The following is a 4,493-nucleotide window of genomic DNA, read 5'->3' as shown; positions in this document are numbered from 1 at the left end:
TCAGTTTTGGCCCGCGTCCTGACCGCACAACCCCCGGCAGCCAGGCGGCGGGGCGTCCGTTGAAGCCGGCTCAGGCCGCCGGCTTCGCCAGGAACTCCCGCAGCACGTAGTGCAGGATGCCACCGGCCTTGAAGTAGTTCACCTCGTTGAGCGTATCGATGCGGCACAGCACCTCGATGCTGTCCAGGCTGCCATCTTCACGGGTGACTTCCAGGGTCAGCGGCATGCGCGGCCGTAACTCGACACCGTCGATGCCCAGCACGGCTATCTTTTCCTTGCCGGTCAGCCCCAGGGACTTGCGGTCCACGCCATCCTTGAACTGCAGCGGCAGCACGCCCATGCCCACCAGGTTGGAGCGGTGGATGCGCTCGAAGCTCTCGGCGACCACGGCCTTGACGCCCAGCAGGTTGGTGCCCTTGGCTGCCCAGTCACGGGAGGAACCGGTGCCGTATTCCTTGCCGGCGATGATCACCAGCGGGGTGTTTTCCAGCTCGTACTTCATCGCCGCGTCATAGATCGACAGCTTTTCGCCAGTGGGGACGTGGTAGGTGTTGCCGCCTTCCTCACCGCCCAGCATCTCGTTCTTGATGCGGATGTTGGCGAAGGTGCCTCGCATCATGACTTCGTGGTTGCCACGGCGCGAGCCGTAGGAGTTGAAGTCGGCATAGTCCACGCCATGCTCGGCCAGGTAGCGGCCGGCGGGGCTGTCCTTCTTGATATTGCCGGCAGGGGAGATGTGGTCGGTGGTGACCGAATCGCCCAGCAGCGCCAGGATGCGCGCATCGTGGATGTCGGCGATGCGCGGCGGATCGCCGGCTATGGTCTCGAAGAAGGGCGGATTCTGGATGTAGGTGGAGTCGGCATCCCAGACATAGGTCTCGGCGTCCGGCACCTGGATCGCCTGCCACTTCTCGTCACCGTCGAATACGGCGCCGTATTGCTTGTGGAACATGGCGGTGTCGAGCTTCTGCACGGCGTCCGCCACTTCCTGCTGAGTGGGCCAGACGTCTTTCAGATAGACCGGCTGACCGTCGTTACCCATGCCCAGCGGCTCCTGGGTCAGATCGACCTTGACGCTGCCGGCCAGGGCATAGGCCACCACCAGCGGCGGCGAGGCCAGCCAGTTGGTCTTGACCAGCGGATGCACCCGGCCTTCGAAGTTGCGGTTGCCGGAAAGCACTGAGGCGACCGTGAGGTCGGCGTCCTGGATGGCCTTTTCGATCGGATCGAGCAGCGGACCGGAGTTGCCGATGCAGGTGGTGCAACCGTAGCCGACCAGGTCGAAGCCGAGGTCGTTGAGATAGGGCGTGAGGCCGGCGGCGTTGTAGTAGTCGGTCACTACCTTGGAGCCGGGGGCGAGGGACGACTTGACCCAGGGCTTGCGCATCAGGCCTTTCTCGGCGGCCTTCTTCGCCAGCAGACCGGCAGCCATCATGACGCTGGGGTTGGAGGTGTTGGTGCAGGAGGTGATGGCGGCGATGACCACGGCGCCGTCTTCCAGCTGGAAGGTCTCGCCGTTCACCTGGACCTCGACGCTGCTACCGGCCTCGACGGCTTCGGCTTTCTTCGGCGCCAGGGCGGTGAAGTCGCCGAAGGCCTTGGCCACCTCGCCGAGCAGCACCCGATCCTGGGGCCGCTTGGGGCCGGCCAGACTGGACTGGACCTCGCCCATGTCCAGCTCCAGCACATCGGTGAACAGCGGCTCGTCGCCGGGATTGCGCCACAGGCCCTGGGCCTGGGTGTAGGCTTCCACCAGTTGCACGGTCTCCTCGGGCCGCCCGGACAGGCGCAGGTAGTCCAGGGTGATCTGGTCCACCGGGAAGAAGCCGCAGGTGGCGCCGTACTCCGGCGCCATGTTGCCGATGGTGGCGCGGTCGGCCAGGGGCAGGGTGGCCAGGCCATCGCCAAAGAATTCGACGAACTTGCCCACCACGCCCTTCTTGCGCAGCATCTGGGTCACGGTCAGCACCAGGTCGGTGGCGGTGATGCCCTCGCGCAGCTTGCCGGTGAGCTTGAAGCCCACCACCTCGGGGATCAGCATGGACACCGGCTGGCCGAGCATGGCCGCCTCGGCCTCGATACCGCCCACGCCCCAGCCCAGCACGCCCAGACCATTGATCATGGTGGTGTGGGAGTCGGTACCCACCAGGGTATCGGGGAAGGCATAGGTGCGGCCGTCTTCGTCCTTGGTCCAGACGCTGCGGCCGAGGTACTCCAGGTTGACCTGGTGACAGATACCGGTGCCCGGCGGCACCACGCGGAAGTTGTCGAAGGCGTTCTGGCCCCAGCGCAGGAAGGCATAGCGCTCGCCATTGCGCTCCATCTCGATCTCGACGTTCTCGTGGTAGGCGTTTTCGCTGGCGTAGCGGTCCACCATCACCGAGTGGTCGATCACCAGATCGACGGGGGAAAGCGGATTGATCCGCTGCGGATCGCCACCGGCCTTGGCCACGGCTTCGCGCATGGCGGCCAGGTCGACCACCGCCGGTACGCCGGTGAAGTCCTGCATCAGCACCCGCGCGGGGCGGTACTGGATCTCGCGGTCGGCGGAGCGGGTCTTGGTCCAGTCGGCCAGGGCCTGGAGGTCTTCGCCGTTGACGGTCTGGTTGTCTTCCCAGCGCAGCAGGTTCTCCAGCAGCACCTTGAGCGACTTGGGCAGCTTGTCGAGACTGCCCAGGGTCTTGGCCGCGTCGGGCAGGCTGTAATAGTGATAGGTGCGCTCGCCGACCTGCAGGGTCTTGAGACTGTTGAGGCTGTCCAGGGCTGGCATCAGGTTTCTCCTTATCGACGGTTCGACGGTTGCCCGCTGGCTGTTCGAGCCTCGAAAGATGAAGGAGACCCGTATCAGCGCTGGGCGGACTGATTTTTCTAGGTGTAGTACTGGACCGATAGGCGCCGCTGGCGTTCCCCGGGCGGCGCGCTGGGGTATAGTGCGCGCCCCGCGTGACCCCTTGAGGAAGCCCCGTCGTGAATACCCTGTTGCTGCTGTGCCGTACCGGATTCGAAGGCGAAGTCTGCGCCGAGCTCGGCGAACGGGCGGCGCTGCTCGGCGTGGCCGGCTATGCCAGGGGCAAGCCGGGCGCGGCCTATGCCGAATTCGTCTGCGGCGACGCGGCGGGCGCGGCCCGGCTGATGCAGAACATCAGATTCGCCGAGCTGATCTTTCCCCGCCAGTGGTCGCGCGGCGCCTTTCTCAGCCTGCCCGAGCAGGATCGCATCGGCCCGCTGCTGGAGCTGCTGGCCGACTATCCCGTCTGCGGCAGTCTGGCCCTGGAGATGCCCGACACCAACGATGGCAAGGCGCTCTCCACCTTCTGCAAGAAATTCGAGCGTCCCCTGACCCTGGCGCTGCGCAAGGCCGGCCGCCTGGTGGACGATGCCCGGGCGCCGCGGCTGCAGCTGACCTTTCTCAGCGGACGCGAGGTTTTCGTCGGTCTGGTCGAGCCGGACAACGCCGCGCTCTGGCCCATGGGCATTCCGCGGCTGAGATTTCCCCGCGAGGCCCCCAGTCGCTCGACCCTCAAGCTGGAAGAGGCCTGGCACCACTTCATCCCGCGTCCCGAATGGGAAACCCGCCTGTCCTCCGAGATGCGCGCCGTCGATCTGGGCGCCGCCCCGGGTGGCTGGACCTGGCAACTGGTGGCCCGCGAGATGCTGGTGACGGCGGTGGACAACGGCCCCATGAACGAGGCGCTGATGGATACCGGCCTCGTCGAGCACCTGCAGGTCGACGGCTATGCCTTCGTGCCCAAGCGCCCAGTGGACTGGATGGTCTGCGACATCGTCGAGAAGCCCGCGCGCACCGCGGCGCTGATCGAGCGCTGGATCGGCGAGGGCCACTGCCGCGAGGCGGTGGTCAATCTCAAGCTGCCGATGAAGCAGCGCTATCGCGAAGTGGCTGGCATCCTCGAACGCCTGCACGCGTATTTCGCCGATCGCGGTCAGCGCGTCACCATCGGCTGCAAACAGCTGTACCACGACCGCGAGGAAGTGACCTGTCATCTGCGCCGGCTGGATCGGAAACCCTAGGCCGCCATCGGGCTCTGAATGCAGATCGCTGTAACCGTTCTATCCCTGGAGACCCCATGACCCTCGAAGCCGATGCCACCCTCGACGCCAGCGGGCTGAACTGCCCGGAGCCGGTGATGATGCTGCACAACAAGGTGCGCGACATCGCCCCCGGCGCCCTGCTCAAGGTCATCGCCACCGATCCCTCCACCCAGCGCGACATCCCCAAGTTCTGCGTCTTCCTCGGCCATGAACTGGTGGAAAAGAGCGAAGGGGAAGGGCGTTATCTGTATTGGATTCGCAAGAAGGTGGAGTGAGGGTGGTCCGCCTGGGCCGAGAGGGTGCCATCGTCGAAGCCCAATGGTGCGATGCGGAGTGCGGTCTGTTGGGCTTCGCTTGCGCTCAACCCAACCTACGATGCACCGCCGCTTGGGCCCGGCTCTCATAGGTTGGGTTGAGACGGCTCCATCGTCGAAGCCCAACAG

The 4,493-nt window shown here is 65.6% G+C and carries 3 protein-coding genes; 2 read left to right on the top strand and 1 reads right to left on the bottom strand.

All coding sequences use genetic code 11. From position 1 onward, the window contains the following. Nucleotides 1–70: 70 nt before the first annotated feature. On the bottom strand, nucleotides 71–2,770 hold the full coding sequence (gene acnA / locus QMX82_RS25315; protein ID WP_282288696.1) for an aconitate hydratase AcnA: 2,700 nt from the start codon (nucleotides 2,768–2,770) through the stop codon (nucleotides 71–73). Nucleotides 2,771–2,967: 197 nt separating this feature from the next. Here acnA and rlmM point away from each other — a divergent pair, with 197 nt between their 5' ends. Both rlmM and tusA read left to right on the top strand, forming a co-directional pair. Further along, complete coding sequence (gene rlmM / locus QMX82_RS25310; protein ID WP_208690903.1) at nucleotides 2,968–4,029, top strand: 23S rRNA (cytidine(2498)-2'-O)-methyltransferase RlmM; 1,062 nt, start codon at nucleotides 2,968–2,970, stop codon at nucleotides 4,027–4,029. Between the two features lie 56 nt (nucleotides 4,030–4,085). After that, nucleotides 4,086–4,325, top strand: coding sequence for a sulfurtransferase TusA (gene tusA / locus QMX82_RS25305; protein ID WP_027597771.1), 240 nt, complete (start codon nucleotides 4,086–4,088; stop codon nucleotides 4,323–4,325). The last annotated feature ends 168 nt before the right edge of the window (nucleotides 4,326–4,493 follow it).

This window comes from Pseudomonas sp. PS02302 (assembly GCF_029959585.1).
In the GTDB taxonomy this organism is placed as follows: Bacteria; Pseudomonadota; Gammaproteobacteria; order Pseudomonadales; family Pseudomonadaceae; genus Chryseomonas; species Chryseomonas aestiva.
This window is presented reverse-complemented; position numbering and strand designations above follow the sequence as displayed.